Raw genomic sequence first — 15,257 nt, 5'->3', positions numbered from 1 at the left:
CACAGCGTCTCCAGGGTTCAGGGCCGGCTACTGCAACCTGATCGGGTTGACGAAGTCGGCGGTCACGGTCAGCAGCATGTAGCCGACCAGCACCACCAAGACTACGTAAGTAGCGGGCATCAGCTTGAGATAGTTCACCGGCGCCGCGGCCACCTTGCCGCGCGCCGACCGGATCATGTTGCGGATCTTCTCGAACACCGCGACCGCGATGTGCCCGCCGTCGAAGGGCAGCAGCGGGATCAGGTTCACCGCGCCGAGGACGAAGTTGAGCTGAGCCAGGAAGAGCCAGAACAACTCCCACACCCCGGCGTCGGCGGTGTCACCGCCGATGATGCTGGCGCCGACCACGCTGATCGGGGTCTCGGGGTCGCGCTCGCCGCCGCCGATGGACTCCACCAGCGCGCCGATCTTGGTGGGGATCTTCGCCAGCGCCTCGCCGAGCTGGACGGCCAGGTCGCCGGTGAACGCGACGGTGCCGGGCACCGCCGTCAGCGGGTTGTACTGCGCCCAGTCGAGCGGGTCGGGGGCGCCGATGCCGACGGCGCCGACTTTCGACGGGGTGTCACCGTCGGTGCTGGTGAAGCGCTCGACACGGGTGACGTCCACCACGGTGGTGAACTGGCTGCCGTCGCGCTCGACCGTGAACGGCGTCGGCCCGTCGAGGGTGCGGACGGCGGTCACCATCTCCTTGAAGTCCGCCACCGGGGTGTCGCCGACCTTGACCACGGTGTCACCGGGCCGGATACCGGCCAGCGCGGCGGGGCCCGGTCCGGTGCACTCACCCAGTTCGGTCTTCGACACCTGCGGCGCGACACACACGGTTTCGCCGACGACGGCGGTGGTGGGCGGGTTCAGGTCGGGCAGACCCCAGGTCAGGGCGATGCCGTAGATGATCACCATGCCGAGGACGAAGTTCATGCCGGGGCCGGCGAACAGCACGGCAACCCGCTTCCACACCTTCTGCCGGTACATCGCGTACGGCCGGTCGGCGGGGTCGAGTTCGTCGACCGGGGTCATGCCCGCGATGTCGCAGAATCCGCCGAGCGGGATGGCCTTGACGCCGTACTCGGTCTCCCCCAGCTTGTTGGGCCTGCGCGTGGACCACAGCGTGGGCCCGAAGCCGACGAAGTAGCGGCGCACCTTCATACCGGTGGCACGCGCCACCCACATGTGGCCGCATTCGTGCAGGGCCACCGAGACCAGAATCGCGAGCGCGAACAGCGCGACACCAACAACGAACATCATCGGGCGGGCAGAACCTCCTGGGTGAGCACGGAGCGGGCCTTCTCGCGGGCCCATCGCTGCGCCTCGAGTACCTCCTCCACGGTAGCTGGTTCCGCGGCCCACTCGTCGCCGGCGGCCAGCACCTCGCCGACCGTCCGGACGATCGCCGGGAAGGAGATGCGGCCGTCGAGGAACGCCGCGGCGGCCTCCTCGTTGGCCGCGTTGTAGACCGCGGTCAGGCAGCCGCCCGCGGTGCCTGCCGCGCGGGCCAGCCGAACCGCCGGGAAGACCTCGTCGTCGAGCGGCAGGAACTCCCAGGTGGCGGCGGTGGAGAAGTCGCAGGCGGCGGCGGCTCCGGGCACTCGGTCCGGCCAGCCGAGCGCGAGCGCGATCGGCAGCTTCATGTCGGGCGGGCTGGCCTGTGCCAGCGTCGACCCGTCGGTGAAGGTGGCCATCGAGTGCACGATCGACTGCGGGTGCACGACGACGTCGATGCGGTCGTACGGGATGCCGAAGAGCAGGTGCGTCTCGATCAGTTCGAGGCCCTTGTTGACCAGCGTCGCCGAGTTCAGGGTGTTCATCGGCCCCATGGACCAGGTGGGGTGCTTGCCCGCCTGCTCGGGGCTCACCGAGTCGAGGTCCTCGGCCGACCAGCCGAGGAACGGGCCGCCGGATGCGGTGAGCACCAGCCGGGCGACCTCGCCGGAGGTGCCGCCGCGCAGGCACTGCGCCATCGCCGAGTGCTCGGAGTCGACCGGCACGATCTGGCCGGGTGCGGCCGCCCGCAGCACCAGCGGACCGCCTGCCACCAGCGACTCCTTGTTCGCCAGGGCCAGCCGCGCGCCGGTGGCCAGGGCGGCCAGGGTGGGTTCCAGTCCCAGCGCCCCGACCAGGGCGTTGAGCACCACGTCGGCCTCGGTGTCCTGCACCAACCGGGTCACGGCGTCCGGGCCGCTGTGGGTGACGTCACCGATCCGCTCCGCGGCGGCGGCGTCGGTGACCGCGACCCTGGTGGCGCCGGTCTCGGCGCGCTGGCGGGCGAGCAGGTCGGGGTTGTTGCCACCGGCGGCCAGCCCGACCACCTCGAACCGGTCCGGATTGGCGACGATCACCTCGAGCGCCTGGGTGCCGATCGACCCGGTGCTGCCGAGGATCAGCACCCGCTGCCGAGATCCGGATGAGCTCACCGGACTATTGTGCCGCCTCCGGGAGCCGCCCCGGCGCACACCGCACCCCGATCTTGAATGTGACGCGTTTGTGACGGCGGCTCCCGAGGCCCGTCCGTGACGCACACCACCCCGAATCCCCGGTGTCAGATCACCAGGACGGCGGCACCGCCGCCTCCGCGTACCGAGGAGTGGCAGTGGTTTCAACGAAGAGGTACAGCGTCCACCGCAAGGCCGTTGCGGCAGCAGGCCTGAGCGCCTTGGCCGTGTTCGGCGCCGCGGCGTGTTCGAGCGGTGGCAGCGAGTCCACCGCTTCGTCGGGGAGCAGCGCGGCGTCGTCGGCCACGGAGAGTGCCACGTCGTCCGCACCGTCGAGCGCGGCGGCCGACCCGGCCGCGAACCTGGTCGGCGCGAGCTGCGCCGCCTACGCCGAGCAGGTGCCGTCGGGCCCCGGATCGGTGACCGGCATGGCGGCCGACCCGGTGACCGTCGCGGCGTCCAACAACCCGATGCTCAAGACGCTGACCCAGGCGCTGTCGGGGCAGCTCAACCCGAACGTGAATCTGGTCGACACGCTCAACGGCGGCGAGTTCACCGTGTTCGCGCCGACCGACGACGCGTTCGCCAAGATCGACCCGGCGACCATCGAGACGCTCAAGACCGACTCCGATCTGCTGACGAGCATCCTGACCTACCACGTCGTGCCGGGTCCGGGCGCCGCTCCCGACAAGGTGGCAGGCACCCACAAGACCGTGCAGGGCGCCGACGTCACGGTGACCGGTGAGGGCGAGGGCCTCAAGGTCAACGACGCAGGCCTGGTGTGCGGCGGGGTGCAGACCGCCAACGCGACCGTCTACATGATCGACACGGTGCTGATGCCTCCGGCGAGCTGACCGCCGCTCCCGTAGCGACCATCCCCCGGGCACCCGACGTGCCCGGGGGATGTCGTGCGCGAAAACCGCCGCACCTCGCTGCCGTCCACCCGAAATCCGTTGAGGCCGTTACCCATCCGTGAGCCAATCGGTGCCGAATAGCAGTCGAAATGACGAGGACGGCGGCACCCGTCGCCCCCTGATGAAAAGGAGCGCGAGTCGATGAATCTCACGAAGAAGGTTGCCGGAGCAGGATGTGCGGCGGTCGCCGCGGTGGGTCTGTCACTGAGCGGCGCCGCGGTTGCGACCGCCGACCCGGCCACCGGCCTGGTGGGGCCGGGCTGCGCCGGCTACGCGCAGCAGGTGCCGACCGGTCCCGGCTCGGTGATGGGGATGGCCCAGGAGCCGGTCGCGACGGCCGCGTCGAACAACCCCATGCTCAAGACCCTGACCCAGGCGGTGTCCGGGCAGCTCAATCCTCAGGTGAACCTGGTCGACACCCTCAACGGCGGCGAGTTCACGGTGTTCGCCCCAACCGATGCGGCGTTCGCCAAGATCGACCCGGCGACCATCGAGAAGCTCAAGACCGACGGGCCGCTGCTCACCAACATCCTGACCTACCACGTCGTCCCCGGCCGGGCCGAGCCCGCGCAGGTGGTCGGCATGCACAAGACGGTGCAGGGCGCCGACGTGACGGTGACCGGTCAGGGCAGCGACCTCAAGGTCAACGACGCGTCGGTGGTGTGCGGCGGCGTGCAGACCGCCAACGCCACCGTCTACATGATCGACACGGTGCTGATGCCGCCGGCGTGATGGCCACCCGGCACTGAATCCCGTCCCCCGCCACGTTCCCCCGCGTGGCGGGGGACCTTCATGTCGAGGTCTGACGAGCCGGTCAGCCCATCGCCGGGTCGAAGCGACGCACCACGATGTCGCCAGACGCGGTGCGCGCGTGCACATCCAGGGTGCGGTCGCCGTCGGCGGGGCCGTCCGACGGCTGGAGACGGTTGCGGACCGCGCCGGACGAGGTGCTGACGTCGAGGCGGGCCGCGGTGCCGTGCGGGACGCCGATCTCGACGTCGCCGCTGCCGGTCCGCGCGCTCAGCGAGCCGTTGACGGCGGTGGTCACGACCGTCGAGCCGGAGGCGGTCTGCGCCCGTGCGTTGCCGCGCAGCGACCCGACTGTCAGCCCGCCGCTGGCCGCCTGGAAGTTCAGCTCGCCGTCGATGGCCTGCACGACCGCGTCGCCCGAGGCGGTCGAGATCGACACGCAGCCCAGCACGCTGGTGGCACCGACGTCTCCGGAAGCGGTGTCCGCCTTGAGATCTCCCTCGACGGCGTCGAGGGTGACCTGCCCGCTCGCCGACGAGAAGCGGCAGTCGCCGAGCAGGCCGTCGGCGTGCACGTCGGCCGAGGCCGTCGATGCCTGCAGCCGTGAGCGCGAGGGCAGGGCGATGTCGACGTCCACTGCTCCGCCGCGGCCCAGCGCGAGCATCTTCGGGCCGGCGGCGACCGTGAGCCGGCCGTTGCCGAACTCGACGCGCGCGTGCTCGGCGGCCCGCACGTCGGAGGCGCGGGACGGATCGCGGGGCCGGACGTCGACCACGGTGTCGAGGCGGTCGGCCGCAGTGAGCCGTACCGACCCGGCGACCACCTCGATGTGGGCGACGATCGGTTCTGGTGTCGGGAAACTGGGCATCGGATCTCCTCTTGTCGCGGGTGTCAGCGGACCCAGCCGCTGAAGGACTTGCCGGAAGGCGGGCGGGGCCGGCCCCGCTGCGGCGCGAGCGCGCCTGCCACCGAACGCACCAGCCAGGCGTTGACCGACACCCCGGCTTCGCGCGCTGCCGCCTCCACTCCCGGCCTCATGCTCTCGGGCAGTCGCAGGGTGACGCGCCAGGTGCCGCCCTCGTCGTCCGGGTCGGGGCCGGTGGGCGCCAGTGGCGGCTCGGACGGCTCGGCTGCGGTGACGGTGAAGTCGGGGTCGCGGCCGCGCAGCCGGACGTCGACGGAGCCGGGCGCCAACTCGCGGGTGATCAGCTCGGCCGCCTCGGAGAGCGCCTCCAGCAGTGCCAGGCGCAGCGCGGACTCGAGTGGGGCGGTCAGCCGGTCGGCGAGTTCGGCGGCATCCGGCCCGCCGGCGCGGGCGGCGACGTCGAGCTCGCGGCGCACCGTGTCGACGTAGGGCTGCAGATCCATGGTGTCATGGTGACACCACTATGGCGTCACCGCAATGTCACGGTGGGAACCGGCTCGCCCAGTGCCGGGCGATGTCCACCCGCCGGGTGATCCACACCCGGTCGTGGCCCTGCACGTGATCGAGGAAGCGTTCGAGCGCCGCCGTGCGGGCCGGCCGGCCCACCAGCCGGCAGTGCAAGCCGATCGACAGCATCTTCGGTGAACCTGCCGCCCCCTCGGCGTACAGCACGTCGAACGCGTCGCGCAGGTGCGTGAAGAACTCGGTGCCGCTCGGGAATCCGCCTGGGGTGGCGAAGCGCATGTCGTTGGTGTCGAGGGTGTACGGCACCACGAGGTGCGCCCGGCCTTCCACGGTGGTCCAGTAGGGCAGGTCGTCGGCGTAGGAGTCGGAGTCGTAGAGGAAGCCGCCGTGCTCGACCACCAGTCGCCGAGTCTGCGGCGAGTCGCGCCCGGTGTACCAGCCGGCAGGCGCGGCGCCGGTGAGCTCGGTCAGCAGGCGGACCGCCCGGGCCATGTGGTCGCGCTCGACGTCGGGGTCGGCGAGTTGGTAGCTGATCCAGCGCAGGCCGTGGCAGGCGATCTCGTCACCGCGGGCGAGGAACGCCGCGACGGCCTCGGGGTTGCGGGCCAGCGCGTCGGCGACCCCGAACACGGTGAGCGGCAGTCCGCGCCGGTCGAACACCCGCAGCACCCGCCACAGCCCCGCCCGCGACCCGTACTCGTAGAGCGACTCCATGCTCATGTGCCGGTTCGGGAACGGCTGGGCGCCGACGATCTCCGAGAGGAACGTCTCGGACGCCGGGTCGCCGTGCAGCACGTTGTTCTCCGCGCCCTCCTCGTAGTTGAGGACGAACTGCACGGCGATGTTGGCGCCGCTGGGCCACTGCGGATGCGGCGGGTGCGCGCCGTATCCGACCATGTCCCTCGGGTAGCCGTCAGGCGTCATGCCGGGATTGTGGCAGCAGGCGGGGCCGGCGTCAGCGCACCTTGGCGATGACGTCCTCGGCGAACCGCTCGATCGGTCGGCGGAAGCGGTCGTCCGGGTGGTCGCCGGCACCGGCCGCGCCGCCGGGACCGAGCCACGGCGCGCACATCACCGCGGTGATGCCTGCGTCGCGGGCACGGTGGTACAGATCGGGGGTGGGTTGCTCGCGCAACGCCAGCAGCACCTCGAACGGCTCGCCGTCGCGGCCGTACTCGCGCCGCAGTGCGGTCAGCCGGTCGACGTAGCGGACCGCGTCGTCCCAGGCGTAGGCGTAGCCGACCCAGCCGTCGCACAACTTCGCCGCGCGGCGCAGCGCCGCCTCGGACTCACCGCCGCACAGGATCGGCACCGGCGCGGGCGGGTGCGGTTCGAGCATCAGTTCTGGCACGTCGTAGTGCTCGCCCCGCCAGGACACCCAGCCGCCGCGCCACAGCGCCCGCAGCGCGGGGATCATCTCGTCGAGCCGCCTGCCGCGGGTCGCGAAGTCCTGGCCCATCAGCGCGTACTCCTCGCGCATCCAGCCGGCGCCGACGCCCAGCGACACCCGGCCCTGTGACACCGCCGCGGCGGTGGCGACCACCTTGGCCACCTCGATCAGCGGGCGGGCAGGCGCGATGTAGACGGCGTTGCCGAACCGCAGGTTCGTCGTGACGGCGGCCATCGCGCCGATGAGCACCCAGGAGTCCGGCCACGCGGTCTCCGGCGCCCACATCGGCTTGCCGGTCGGCGAGTCCGGGTACGGCGACGACAGCTCGCGGGGGTAGACCATGTGGTCCGAGCAGATCATGCCGTCGAACCCGGTCTCGTCGAGGATCTTCGCGACGGCGATGGCCTCGGTCGTCTCCAGGAACGTCGCCCCGCTCCAGAACTGCATACGTCATCCTTCCGTCAGTCCCACGGTGTTTCCCGCGCGCCGGTTGAGGGCAGCATCACAGACATGCCGACACTGCTGTGGTTCCGCCGCGACCTTCGGCTGCACGATCTGCCGCCGCTGCTCGACGCCGCGCAGCCCGACGGCGAGGTGCTCGCCTGCTACGTGCTCGATCCGCGGCTGGCCCGCTCGTCCGGACCGCGGCGGCTGCAGTACCTGCACGACGCGCTGCGCGAGCTGCGGGACAACCTGGACGGCCGGCTGCTGGTCGTCAGCGGTCGCCCGGAGGAGCGGATACCCGCGCTGGTCGAGGCCGTCGGTGCGACGTCGGTGCACGTCTCGGCGGATTACACGCCGTTCGGCAGGCGCCGCGACGACGCGGTCCGCCATGCGCTGAACGGCATCGGCGGCGGTGTGCCGCTGGAGGCGTCCGGCTCGCCGTATCTCGTGGCGCCCGGCCGGGTGACCAAGGGCGACGGCGAACCGTACAAGGTCTTCACCCCGTTCTTCGCCGCGTGGCGCAAGCACGGCTGGCGGGCGTCGGCGCGGACCGGACCCGAGTCGGCGAAGTGGATCGATCCGGCCGACGTGCCCGGTGGGGTCGACATCCCCGACGACGGTGTCGCCCTCGATCTGCCCGCGGGCGAGCGCGCCGCACGCGCGCAGTGGAAGGAGTTCGTGGACACCGCGCTTCGCGGCTACGCCGACGACCGCAACCGGCCCGATCTCGACAACACCAGCCGGATGTCGGCGCACCTGAAGTTCGGCACCATCCATCCGCGTTCGATGGTCGGCGATCTCGGCCGCGGCAAGGGCGGCCAGGCCTATCTGCGCGAGCTCGCGTTCCGCGACTTCTACGCCTCGGTGCTGCACGAGTGGCCGCACAGCGTGTGGTGGAACTGGAACCGCGGATTCGACGCGATCAAGACCGACGAGGGCGCCGAGGCCGAGAAGGCCTTCGAGGCGTGGAAGAACGGGCGAACCGGCTTCCCGATCGTCGACGCGGGGATGCGCCAGCTCGCCGAGATCGGCTGGATGCACAACCGGGTACGGATGATCGTGGCCTCGTTCCTGGTCAAGGACCTGCACCTGCCGTGGCAGTGGGGTGCCCGGTGGTTCCTCGAGCAGCTCGTCGACGGCGACATGGCCAACAACCAGCACGGCTGGCAGTGGACCGCGGGCAGCGGCACCGACGCGGCGCCGTACTTCCGGGTGTTCAACCCGACCACCCAGGGCAGGAAGTTCGATCCCGACGGCACGTACATCCGGCGCTGGGTCGCCGAGCTGGCCGACCTGCCGGTGGACGCCGACGTGCACACGCCTGCCGATCGGCGGCCTGCCGGTTATCCGGAGCCGATCGTCGATCACGCCAGGGAACGCGCCGAGGCGCTGCGCCGGTACGCCGATCTCGGGTGACCTGCCCGCCGGCCGCGGCCGGGCCTGTACGACGCTCTGTCGTACGCCCGCGGCGATGTGCCAGAATCATGGGCAGTTGCCCAGCCCGACCGTGAGGAGCACTCCGTGGCCAGCACCGAGGTGGAACGACACACCGGCGTCGACGTCGAAGATGTGCCCTCCGCCGAGTGGGGCTGGAGCAAGGAGAACCACCGCATCATCCACATCGGGCTGCTGCTGGCGGCCGGGTTCCTGCTGACGATGCTGCGCGGCAACCACGTCGGCCGCGTCGAGGACTGGTTCGTCATCGGCTTCGCCGCCGTCCTCGTCGCCTGGGTGGCGCGGGACTGGTGGCTGCGCCGTCGCGGCTGGATCCGCTGAGTCAATCGATCGGCACCAGGTCGGAGTCGATCGGGCGGTAGCCGCCCCGCTGCATCCTCTCGACGGCCCCGGCCGGGGTGTCGATGCCCGCCGCCGCCATGGCGTGGGTCTTGAACACCCGCGCCGCGGCACTCAACCGGTAGCCGACGGCGTCGGCGCCGCCGAACCGGTCCGGCCAGTGCCCGCCCCACATCGCGACCTCGGTCCTGCCCGTGGCGAGCAGCTCCCGCACCGCGTCGTGGACGCGCTCGTCGGCGAGCGCCGCCGCAGAGACCGCCAATCCGGCCGCGTGCTCGGGGTCGGCCACCACGGATTCGAGCGCGGCGCCGAGGTCGAGGACGGTCGCACCGAGGATCTGCATCGGCCGGGTCTCGCGGGCGTCGGCGACCAGGACGTTGACCTGCCAGCCGGCCATCGCGCGGTCGAACAGCCAGCCGCCGGCTGATCGTGCGGCATCGGTCGCGTCGACCGCCAGCACGTCGAGCCGGTAGCGCACCAGCCTGCTGGTGGAGCCGATGTCGCGCACATCCGGGCGACCTCGGCGCAGGTCCCCGTCTGTGCGCGCGGACTGGGTGGCCATGGGCAGCTCCGTTCACTGGTCGACCGGCGCCCTCAGCGTGACATTCGAACCGCATTCTGTAAAGCGCCGTTACAGTTTTGTCAGCTGCCCGCGACGTCGTGACGGCCACCGGGGCGGCGCGCCCCCGGTGGTGCTAGCCCACGGCCGCGGCGAGCGGCAAGGTGTCGACCGTCGGGGTCAGTGGGCTGGAAATACCGCCCGCGGCGCGGATTTCGCAGAACGCGCGGCGGATCGCGTCGGTGGCTTCGTGCGGATCGGCCAGCGTGCGGTCGTCGGTGAGCACCGAGACGTTGAGCTGGTCGACGTAGCTCCACACGGTGATGTTCATCCCGCTGCCCGCCACCAGCGGACCGACGGAGTAGATCTCGGTGACCGCCGCCCCCTCCACCCGGCCGGGACGCGCAGGGCCGCGGACGTTCGAGACGGTCAGGTTCATGATGGTGCTCGACCCCACCCGCCTGCCCTGGAAGCGGAACAGCGGCGGCGTGACCTGCGGCGGCAGGTAGTTCAGCCATGACGCGACGACCGTCGGGCCGAGCAGTCGGTGGGTCTCCTTCGCGATCGACGTGGACAGCGCCGTCAGCCGGACCCGCTCGCCGACGTCGTCGACGTGGGTCGGCAGCGACGGCGTCAGATAGCTGAATTCGTTGCCCACCAGTCGATCCGGCGAGGGGTCGATGCTCACCGGCACACCCGCGATCAGCGGCTGGTCGGCCTTGCCGTCGTAGCGCAGCAGCAGCTCCCGCAACGCCCCCGACACCGTCGCCAGCACCACGTCGTTGAGCGTGACGCCCAGCGCCGACGCGGCCTCCTTCACGTCGGCGAGCGCCAGCGGCGTGGTGGCGAAGCGGCGTACCGGTGAGACGACGTGATTGATGAACGTCGGTGGCGGCGCGAAGTTGCGCGCCAGGTCGGGATGGCCGCCACGCTCCTTGACGTGCCTGCGCACCTGCGCGACACCCGCCGCGGTCTCGCGCATCAGTCTGGGCAGCCGGCGCAGCAGCCGGGCGTGGTCGCGCCCTGCGGCGGCGAGCAGGCTGCCGGTCGTCCGCAACTCCGGCGGGCTGGCGGCCACGGACGTCTCCGGCGGCGCGTCGGGCGCCAGCGCCCTGGCCATCTGGTTGGCCGACGCGGTGCCGTCGGCGAGCACGTGGTGCACCTTGTGGATGATGGCGATGCGGTCGTCCGCCAGCCCCTCGGCGATGTGCATCTCCCACAGCGGACGGCTGCGGTCGAGCGGCGTGCTGGCGATCTGGCCGATCAGTTCGTCCAGTTCGCGGCGACCGCCGGGAGCGCGCACCCGCACCGACCGGACGTGGTAGTCGAGATCGATCTCGGCGTTCTCGCACCACATCGGATGGTGCACCCGCAGCGGGATGTCGACGAGCTGCAGGCGCAACGGTGTCAACGCCTGCAGGCGCGGGCCCGCGACGCGGCGGAACATCTCCATGCTGAACCCGCCCGGCACACCGGACACGTCGAGAATGCCGATTTTCATTGTGTGCATGTGGATTTCGGGCGTCTCGCTGTACAACATCAGCGCGTCCACGCCGTTCAGCCGTCTCACGCGTCCCCCATTCGTCGCCCCACTACGGTGTGCCCGCTACCGGCGCGGCCTACACCGCACGCACGGCGCCGACGCGACGGCGACGAGACACTCCATCGGCCGTCTGTAATCTCGGCGCATGAGCCTCGTCACCGGTCGCGGCCCGCTCAGCGCCGATCCCGCAGGTTGGTTCCACCCGCCGGTGAGTCCCGGCACGGTGTTCGTCGAACCCCATCCTCGCCGCATCCAGGCGGTGGCGCAGGGAAAGACCGTGATCGACACCGAGGCGGCCCTGCTGGTGCATCGCGGCGGCCTGCCGCTGAGCTACGCCTTCCCCGAGGCGGTGGTGAACGCGCTGCCACACCATCCGGTCGACGAGGCGCCGGGCTACGTCCATGTCCCGTGGGACGCGGTCGACCGGTGGATCGAGGAGGGCCGCGAACTCGTGCACTACCCGCCCAATCCGTACCACCGCGTCGACTGCCGCCCGGGCCGGCGCGGCCTGCGCGTCAGCGTGGCGGGCACGGTGCTGGTCGACACCGTCGACACGGTCGCCGTGTTCGAGACCGCCCTGGCGCCGGTGCTCTACGTGCACCAGGACCGGGTGCGCACGGACCAGCTCCGGCGCAGCGAGACGACGAGCTACTGCAACTACAAGGGCTGGGCCACCTACTGGTCGGCGGTCACGGCCGACGGGGGTCTCGTGGCGGATGTCGCGTGGAGCTACCCGGATCCGCCGCCGGAGTGCCTGCCGATCGCCGACCATCTGAGCTTCGACGGCTCCCGCGCCGACATGCTCGCCGAGCTGCCCGACACCGGTGCCGGCTGCGGGTGTTAGACCCGGTCGATCACCTCGGCGCCGAATCGCTCGACGGCCTCGCAGGCATGCGTCAGGCTGTCGCCGGGGACGGTCACCTGGATCCACGTGACGCCCACCGCCGCGAGCTTCTCGACACCGGCGAGGTAGGCGTCGGCGTCGAAATCGGATGAACCCGGGTCGCCGCCTTCGCGGTTGTTGAACGCCACGTCCAGTGTGGCGGGGTCGCGGTCGGCCGACTCCGCTCGCCGACGCAGGTCCTCGACGGCGGCGCCGAGCGCGTCGACGGAGTCGAGTGCCGCCGTGCGCGCGGTCTTGGCCAGCTGGGCGGGCGCCGCGAACGGGCACCAGCCGTCGCCGTAGCGCACCACCCGGTCGCGCGCGGCCGCGGTGTTCCCGCCGATCCAGATCGGCGGGTGCGGCCGCGTCACCGGCCGCGGGTGGGCGGTGATGCCCGTGGCGGTGAAGCCACTGCCCTCGATGCTCAAGTCGTCCGACGTCCACGCCGCGCGGATGGTCGCCAGTGCTTCCTCGAACAGGGTGGTGCGGTTCTCGTAGTCGACGCCGAGCGCGGCGAACTCGCGCTTGAGGTAGCCGACCCCGACCGCGAGCGTGAAGCGTCCGCCGGACAGCAGGTCCAGCGTGGCGCCCGCCTTGGCCACCACGAACGGGTTCCGGTAGGGCAGCACGACGATGTTGGGCACCAGCCGCAGCGTCGTGGTGTGGGCCGCGGCGAAGGCCATCGCCACGAACGGGTCGAGCGCGTCATGGCCGCCGGCCTCCAGCCACCGCTGCGTGGGGGCGGGGTGGTCGGTGAAACCGAACCCGCTGAAGCCGGCCGCCTCGGCAGCCACCGCGACCTTCGCCACCCCGGCTCCGGTCACCAGCTCCGGGTTGTACGGGTGGGTGTGCATCGGATGGGTGATCGCGAAATGCATCGTCGGCCTTTCGGGACACGTCGAGTCGGCTGCGTTGTGGGGGCGTTCTCCGGAGAATACGATTCTCGCTGATGAATAACGAGAGTTTCACTCCGGCCGGCCGGTCATGACCGACCTCGACATCGGGGTCTACGTGCCGCAGATCGGCTTCTCCTACGCCGACGTGCTGCACCGCGCGCAGCGCTGCGAGCAGGTGGGAATCGGCACGCTATGGCTCTACGACCACCTCTACGGGCCGGGTGCTCCGGACTACCCGTCACTGGAGGCGTGGACGCTGGCGACGGCGCTGCTCAGCCGCACCGAGCGGCTGCGGGTCGGACACATGGTGCTGTGCAACCAGTTCCGCCACCCGGCGGTGCTGGCCAAGATGGCCACCACGCTCGACCAGATCTCGGCGGGCCGGCTGCAGCTGGGCATCGGGAGCGGATCCATCGCCGACGAGCACGAGCGCACCGGGTTGCCGTGGGGCACCTTCGCGGAGCGCTCGCAACGCCTGGGCGAGACGCTCGAGATCCTGCACCAGGCATTCGCCGACGAGCGCATCGACTTCAGCGGCGAGCACTTCACGGTCCGGGACATGCCGGTGAAGCCCGGGCCGGTCCAGCGCCCGCGGCCGCCCATCGTGGTCGGCGGGGTGGGCGAGCGCTACACCCTGCCGCTGGTCGCCCGCTATGCCGACGTCTGGAACGTCCCGACGTACGCGCTCGGCGACCTGGAGCGCAAGGTCGCGGCGTTGCGGTCCGCCTGCGCCGACATCGGTCGCGACCCGGCGTCGATCGTCATGTCGGTCGAGGCGGTGATGGCGCTGGCCCCCGACGACGCCGCCCTGCCCGAGGTTCGGACGCTGGCCGAGAAACGTTTCGGTGGAACGGGTTTCGGTCTGCACGACGGCGGCCTGGTGGGTACCGCGCCCGCCATCGTCGACCGGTTGCACGAGCTGCGGGGGCTCGGCTTCACCCAGGTGGTGCTGTTCACTCACGACCGGGCGTCCGACGCGACGCTGGACCTGCTGGCCTCCTCGGTCATCGCCGCGCTATGACGTGCGGGCCGGCGAGTAGTTCGGCCGGCCGAGCCCGAGGGCCTGCTGGGCGATCATGTTGCGGAACACCTCGAGGGTGCCGCCGTAGATGCCGGTGGGGCCGGCCAGCCGGAAGATGTACTCCGCTCCCCCGTTCCCCGCGGTGTCCGCCGGCAGGGCGCCCGCCACGCCGAGGACGTCCATCAGGTCGGGTGAGATGTCGCGCATGGTCTGCGCGATGGCCACCCGCCCGTACATCTGCGGCGTGCTCATCGCCGCCTCGAGCCGGGCGATCGCCCGGCCCAGCCGGTGGCACACCGAGCCGTCGTCGGTGAGGCGGCGCCCGTCGGCGCCGGGTTCGGAGACCGCCGCGGCGACGGCGTCGACCGCCTCGGCCGTCACCAGCAGGTGTTCCGACATCGTCGCCAGCTTCGACAGCCCCTCCGCGTCACGTTCGACGGTGCCGTGTTCGGCGTGCAGCGCGTCGCGCAGCACCGTCCAGCCGCCGTTGACCTCACCGACCCGGTACCTGTCAGACACCCGCACGTCGCTGTAGAAGGTGATGTTGGTGCGGTCGCCGTCGACGGTCCGCAGCGGTTGGATCTCCACACCCGGCGAGTCCAGCGGCACCAGGAACATCGTCAGGCTCTTGTGCTTGGCCGCGCCGGGATCGGTGTTGGTGATCAGGAAGACGTATTGCGCGTTCTGTGCGTTGGACGTGAACATCTTCGCGCCGTTGATGATCCAGCCGTCGCCGTCGCGGACCGCACGCGTCTTGCAGGTGGCCACGTCCGAACCGCCCTCGGGTTCGGTGTAGCCGAGGCACAGCCGGCGGTGGCCGGACAGCACCTTCGGCAGCACCTCGTCGCGCAACTCCGCCGATCCGAACCGGACGACGCTGTGGGCGACCATCGCCGTGGTGCCCCAGTGGAACCACGGTGTGTGGGCGCGGCCGATCTCGAGTTCCCAGATCCGCCGCTGCACCGCGGTGAAGCCACCGTCGCTCGCCGCCGTGAAGTCGCGGGCGAGGTAGCCTGCGGCGCCGAGCGCGAGATGCACTGCCTCGTCGAAGTTCTCACCCGTCAGCCGGTCGCGGGCGATCACGTCCTCGGTCACCACGGCGGCCAGGAACGCCCGCAGCTCGTCCTGGAAGGCGCGGTCCTCGTCGTCCAGCTTCACCCGCGAGAAGTCCATCCACGGCTCCCGTCAGTTTCCACAGCGTGACAAACCTACGCGCAAGTGTAAGGGGTCGGTCCAGGTGGCTT

16 protein-coding genes are annotated in these 15,257 nt (G+C 71.2%); 6 read left to right on the top strand and 10 right to left on the bottom strand.

The features are described 5' to 3' along the window. Nucleotides 1-27: 27 nt before the first annotated feature. Both O6P37_RS24425 and dxr read right to left on the bottom strand, forming a co-directional pair. The gene (locus tag O6P37_RS24425; protein ID WP_264012925.1) at nucleotides 28-1,245 is read right to left on the bottom strand and encodes a M50 family metallopeptidase; all 1,218 of its coding nucleotides are present in this window, start codon (nucleotides 1,243-1,245) and stop codon (nucleotides 28-30) included. After that, nucleotides 1,242-2,411 carry a 1-deoxy-D-xylulose-5-phosphate reductoisomerase gene (gene dxr, locus O6P37_RS24420; RefSeq protein ID WP_269896497.1) on the bottom strand — a complete coding sequence of 390 codons (1,170 nt, stop codon included), beginning with the start codon at nucleotides 2,409-2,411 and terminating at the stop codon, nucleotides 1,242-1,244. The genes O6P37_RS24425 and dxr overlap by 4 nt, the downstream gene beginning before the upstream one ends. Nucleotides 2,412-2,587: 176 nt before the next feature. Here dxr and O6P37_RS24415 point away from each other — a divergent pair, with 176 nt between their 5' ends. Together O6P37_RS24415 and O6P37_RS24410 are read left to right on the top strand one after the other, a co-directional pair. Beyond that, nucleotides 2,588-3,283, top strand: coding sequence for a fasciclin domain-containing protein (locus O6P37_RS24415; RefSeq protein WP_269896496.1), 696 nt, complete (start codon nucleotides 2,588-2,590; stop codon nucleotides 3,281-3,283). A gap of 201 nt (nucleotides 3,284-3,484) precedes the next feature. Continuing rightward, on the top strand, nucleotides 3,485-4,075 hold the full coding sequence (locus O6P37_RS24410) for a fasciclin domain-containing protein (RefSeq protein ID WP_269896495.1): 591 nt from the start codon (nucleotides 3,485-3,487) through the stop codon (nucleotides 4,073-4,075). A gap of 82 nt (nucleotides 4,076-4,157) precedes the next feature. On the opposite strand, the gene O6P37_RS24405 is transcribed toward O6P37_RS24410, so the two are convergent. The 4 genes from O6P37_RS24405 to O6P37_RS24390 are packed head-to-tail and all read right to left on the bottom strand — an operon-like array spanning nucleotide 4,158 to nucleotide 7,320. Further along, nucleotides 4,158-4,961, bottom strand: coding sequence for a DUF4097 family beta strand repeat-containing protein (locus tag O6P37_RS24405; RefSeq protein WP_269896494.1), 804 nt, complete (start codon nucleotides 4,959-4,961; stop codon nucleotides 4,158-4,160). Nucleotides 4,962-4,984: 23 nt separating this feature from the next. Beyond that, the gene (locus O6P37_RS24400) at nucleotides 4,985-5,461 is read right to left on the bottom strand and encodes a histidine kinase (protein ID WP_269896493.1); all 477 of its coding nucleotides are present in this window, start codon (nucleotides 5,459-5,461) and stop codon (nucleotides 4,985-4,987) included. A gap of 37 nt (nucleotides 5,462-5,498) precedes the next feature. After that, nucleotides 5,499-6,407, bottom strand: coding sequence for an allantoinase PuuE (puuE, locus tag O6P37_RS24395; RefSeq protein WP_269896492.1), 909 nt, complete (start codon nucleotides 6,405-6,407; stop codon nucleotides 5,499-5,501). Nucleotides 6,408-6,438: 31 nt separating this feature from the next. Further along, nucleotides 6,439-7,320 (bottom strand): TIGR03619 family F420-dependent LLM class oxidoreductase, encoded by an 882-nt coding sequence (locus O6P37_RS24390; RefSeq protein WP_269896491.1) that lies wholly within the window; start codon nucleotides 7,318-7,320, stop codon nucleotides 6,439-6,441. Between the two features lie 63 nt (nucleotides 7,321-7,383). Here O6P37_RS24390 and O6P37_RS24385 point away from each other — a divergent pair, with 63 nt between their 5' ends. Both O6P37_RS24385 and O6P37_RS24380 read left to right on the top strand, forming a co-directional pair. Beyond that, on the top strand, nucleotides 7,384-8,733 hold the full coding sequence (locus O6P37_RS24385) for a cryptochrome/photolyase family protein (protein WP_269896490.1): 1,350 nt from the start codon (nucleotides 7,384-7,386) through the stop codon (nucleotides 8,731-8,733). Between the two features lie 105 nt (nucleotides 8,734-8,838). Next, nucleotides 8,839-9,093 carry a DUF2631 domain-containing protein gene (locus O6P37_RS24380; protein WP_264012916.1) on the top strand — a complete coding sequence of 85 codons (255 nt, stop codon included), beginning with the start codon at nucleotides 8,839-8,841 and terminating at the stop codon, nucleotides 9,091-9,093. A gap of 1 nt (nucleotide 9,094) precedes the next feature. Here O6P37_RS24380 and O6P37_RS24375 read toward each other — a convergent pair whose 3' ends face one another. Both O6P37_RS24375 and O6P37_RS24370 read right to left on the bottom strand, forming a co-directional pair. After that, complete coding sequence (locus O6P37_RS24375) at nucleotides 9,095-9,673, bottom strand: hypothetical protein (RefSeq protein WP_269896489.1); 579 nt, start codon at nucleotides 9,671-9,673, stop codon at nucleotides 9,095-9,097. A gap of 133 nt (nucleotides 9,674-9,806) precedes the next feature. Then, entirely contained in the window at nucleotides 9,807-11,240 is a 1,434-nt protein-coding gene (locus tag O6P37_RS24370) for a WS/DGAT/MGAT family O-acyltransferase (RefSeq protein WP_269896488.1), read from the bottom strand. 118 nt (nucleotides 11,241-11,358) lie between these two features. Here O6P37_RS24370 and O6P37_RS24365 point away from each other — a divergent pair, with 118 nt between their 5' ends. Beyond that, nucleotides 11,359-12,057, top strand: coding sequence for a DUF427 domain-containing protein (locus O6P37_RS24365; RefSeq protein ID WP_269896487.1), 699 nt, complete (start codon nucleotides 11,359-11,361; stop codon nucleotides 12,055-12,057). Here O6P37_RS24365 and O6P37_RS24360 read toward each other — a convergent pair. Continuing rightward, nucleotides 12,054-12,974 (bottom strand): LLM class F420-dependent oxidoreductase, encoded by a 921-nt coding sequence (locus tag O6P37_RS24360; RefSeq protein ID WP_269896486.1) that lies wholly within the window; start codon nucleotides 12,972-12,974, stop codon nucleotides 12,054-12,056. The genes O6P37_RS24365 and O6P37_RS24360 overlap by 4 nt on opposite strands. Nucleotides 12,975-13,080: 106 nt before the next feature. Between O6P37_RS24360 and O6P37_RS24355 the strand changes: the two genes are divergently transcribed. Continuing rightward, nucleotides 13,081-14,013, top strand: a complete 933-nt coding sequence (locus tag O6P37_RS24355; protein ID WP_269896485.1) for an LLM class flavin-dependent oxidoreductase — start codon at nucleotides 13,081-13,083, stop codon at nucleotides 14,011-14,013. On the opposite strand, the gene O6P37_RS24350 is transcribed toward O6P37_RS24355, so the two are convergent. After that, nucleotides 14,008-15,186: an acyl-CoA dehydrogenase family protein gene (locus tag O6P37_RS24350; protein ID WP_269896484.1), complete on the bottom strand. Its 1,179-nt coding sequence runs from the start codon at nucleotides 15,184-15,186 to the stop codon at nucleotides 14,008-14,010. The genes O6P37_RS24355 and O6P37_RS24350 overlap by 6 nt on opposite strands. Nucleotides 15,187-15,257: the final 71 nt, after the last annotated feature.

It is taken from the genome of Mycobacterium hippophais, from assembly GCF_027529605.1.
Classification (GTDB): domain Bacteria; phylum Actinomycetota; class Actinomycetes; order Mycobacteriales; family Mycobacteriaceae; genus Mycobacterium; species Mycobacterium arseniciresistens.
This window is presented reverse-complemented; position numbering and strand designations above follow the sequence as displayed.